This window comes from Paraburkholderia mimosarum LMG 23256 = NBRC 106338 (assembly GCF_000739815.1).
Classification (GTDB): Bacteria; Pseudomonadota; Gammaproteobacteria; order Burkholderiales; family Burkholderiaceae; genus Paraburkholderia; species Paraburkholderia mimosarum.
This window is the reverse complement of sequence record NZ_BBJJ01000208.1, coordinates 1-3,016: the sequence shown is the minus strand read 5'-3', so window position 1 is coordinate 3,016 and position 3,016 is coordinate 1. Positions and strand designations below refer to the sequence as shown.

The window sequence follows — 3,016 nt, the reverse complement described above, 5'->3', positions numbered from 1 at the left end:
GAACAGTTACGTCAGATCCTTGTAATCCGTGACCGCCGCGCCGGCAGAAGAGGCAGCGAGCTGCGCGAGCCGCGGATCCTCCGTGCCGCCCGGCACGCGGAGAAAGAGCGAGAAGGGGATCAGGGTCTTGCTTCCGAACAGGTCGATGTTGACGAGCTTGGTAACATGATCCGGGTTTGTGAACAGGATGCCCGAGCGAGTCGCGCCGGGCGGGATCGGGTTTTTGAATCCAAGCTCGCTGAAATAGTCGTCCATGCGCGTATTCGTTGTACCGCCAAGCATGGTATGCATGGACCACGCGACTTCATGTGGCGAAAAATAGTCAGGGTCCGTACCCGAGCGCAGCAGCCACAGGCCCCGGGACGTCCCGTTCTGCACCTCGACCCAAAGCGGCTGGACGCCGTTTCGGGTAACGTCCGCGCCGAACATTCGCTTGCTGTCTTCGCTGCCGAGCACGGTTGCACTGACACGCACGCCGTGACTGATGGCGCTCACCGCGCGCTCACGCAGCGGCGTTTCGTCAACCTGCGGTGGGGCCTGCCATGTCGCACAGCCAGCGAGCGCAAGCGCGACGCATAGCCCACTTGCCGAGCGAACCAGCGCATGACGCAATGGCGCCGAAATGCTCATGGCTTCGCTCCTGGGGCAACGTTGATAACGCGGTACGGCGCCACCCAGGGTAAGACTTCGATATCCGCAAGCGATGTCGGTCTGCGGTCGAATATGAGCACGACACGATAGCCATCGGTGTAGTACGGATCGGTCGTCAGATTTTCGCGCGGTGCGGTCTCCTGCGCGGCACCGACTCCTGTCACGAGGCCGATCTTCTCAAGATTCTGCGAATACGTCATGTCTTCGGTCAGCGCGGTGCGTGCCTCATCCACGTCGGGATCGATCTTGTGCGTCGTGAGCGTCGAGGAATGCAAAGTCAGACGGATACCGATATCGCGACTGATCTGGCCTACCCAGACGGGTTTGTCGTGGTAGCGCATGCTGCTGAGCCAAAGCCGCATATGGTTGCGCTGGTGGATAGTGTCGCGTGCCTTTTGCAGCGCAAGATCCTGCGGGCGTCCAAAGAAGTAAAGATCGCTCACCGGTGCGTTGACATACGGATCGCCAGACAAGGCAGCGCTGACCATCTGCCGGATTGCGCCCGACCACTTCTGCTCTGTGGGACTCCAGCCCCGGCGGACAAGCGCGGGAAAAGCATCGTCGAGGCCGCCCACGATCACCAGATTCAGTGGATCGCCATTTTTCGAGCCGTCCTCATTGGTCGCGCAGCACGGCAACGCCTCGAGTGCGTTGCGGAAAGCCGCGTCGTCCGTGTAATTCACAACCGGTTCGTGCGGCTCGGCCATGCGTTTGAATACCTCGGTTTTCTTGTAGTCGGCCTCGAACCCCGGCACCCCCGTGAAAACGGAAAACGTTCTGGCACGTCCGTCCGCTACCAGATCCAGCTGTACGAACTTCACGCCTCTGCTGCTGTGGGTCAGCACGAAACCGGAGACCGTCCTTCCCGGTGGAACGGGGTTATGGAAGGCGAGACCGCGAAAGCGCCGGTCAAGCTCGGCCTGCGAATTCGGCGAGGCATTGTTCGCAAACGCCTCTTCAGCCTCTGAAGCAGGGAAGAAGTTCGGATCCAGGCCGGGCGAGAGGAGAAAGTAATTTCGATCCTCTTGATTCTGGACCTCGATCCAGACTGGCTGAATCTTCTTGTCCGCAAGCGGGACCCCGTAGACGGCGCGGCTCTCGTCTGGCGACAGCACTGATGTCAACACGCGCACACCGCCCTCTGTGCGTGTCACAGCGCGGTTCTGATATCCGTGCACGTCGACGGCTGATGGCGTTGCTGCGCATCCTCCGAATTGACAGGCGGAGAAGACCGCCAGCATCAGCGTCAAAATGCGGTTCATTGAGACACCCGCGGACAATCGTGCTCGTGCTCGTGCCCGTGCTTGTGGTCCTCTTGCGAGGGTCAGCGGCCTCTCGCAGATGTGACCGCAGGGGACGCGCCGATCATGCTTGCGCTGGACTTTAAAGCTTCAGTCGAGAAACCTTGGTGCCGGCCAGCGACACGTCCCCCATTAGCCCCGCATTGGTGAGCACGATGGCTTCGACGGGTGAGGTGGCCGTTGTAGTATCGATCTCGCCATTCGCGCCGACTTTCAACAGCGCAACGGAACCTTCTCCACCGACTGACCAGCCTTTCGAGTTGCGGAAGCTGCTGAGCGCATCATGCGTCATGAACAGGAAAATGACGGCCTTCGATTGAGCGCCTGCCTGCAGGCCGAATGAACCCGCCGCCGTGCTGTAGTAGCCGACCGTTTTTCCAGCTACCCGCAAAGCGCCTTTGCCGTATTCTCCCCCCGCGATGAACCCTGCCTTGATCACCGACGGAAATACGAGTACGCCGTTCGCCTTCGCGACCAGCTCTTTCGAGCCTTGGTCCGTCTCGAACAGCCGCGACAGTGTTTCGCTCACCTGCGTATCGATTTCGTGGCGCTTCGCCGCATCGGATTCTGCGGCAACGGCTTCGGTCATCATCGTCGGGACTCTGGCCAGCCCGAGTCCCACGATCGTTAGCGTTGCGGCACCTGTCCTCAGAAAGCATCTTCTGCGCATGACCACCTCCGTCGAGGGTTACGGTCGAATTCACTAACTTCGTTAATTAACCGGCGTTATGCGTGCAATTGATGTGTCGGCGATGTTGTGGGCACGACATGTTCAACCCAGGTGCGTGCTTCATCCGAAAATCATGCAACGCGAAACTTTCACGGACGGAGCCGGCGGTGGCGCCGGTTGTTGCAGGCACTTCAATCGTCTCGACGCAAGCCATTGGACTGCAAAGCAAGCATTGTGGCGCCGCTAGCCTGGTGAAGTTCGAACCGGAGGCCAGCGAAGCCTCTTCGTCTTGCGATGCGGGAATTTTGGCCAATCTGATTCGACCGCGCTCCTGTTCTGTCGGCGCACCAGACAATATTTGGCAGACGCGCGCGTTGCGCAATAGGACTTAGCA

Annotated in this window: 3 protein-coding genes; all 3 read right to left on the bottom strand. The window is 59.9% G+C overall.

Translation table 11 applies throughout. From position 1 onward, the window contains the following. Nucleotides 1-6: 6 nt before the first annotated feature. A complete protein-coding gene (locus tag BMI01S_RS36635) occupies nt 7-495 on the bottom strand; it encodes a hypothetical protein (RefSeq protein WP_174480195.1) in 489 nt (162 codons plus the stop codon). Between the two features lie 131 nt (nt 496-626). After that, complete coding sequence (locus tag BMI01S_RS36630; RefSeq protein ID WP_036047206.1) at nt 627-1,913, bottom strand: LssY C-terminal domain-containing protein; 1,287 nt, start codon at nt 1,911-1,913, stop codon at nt 627-629. Nucleotides 1,914-2,034: 121 nt separating this feature from the next. Further along, nucleotides 2,035-2,622, bottom strand: a complete 588-nt coding sequence (locus tag BMI01S_RS36625) for a BPSL1445 family SYLF domain-containing lipoprotein (RefSeq protein WP_028233031.1) — start codon at nt 2,620-2,622, stop codon at nt 2,035-2,037. Nucleotides 2,623-3,016: the final 394 nt, after the last annotated feature.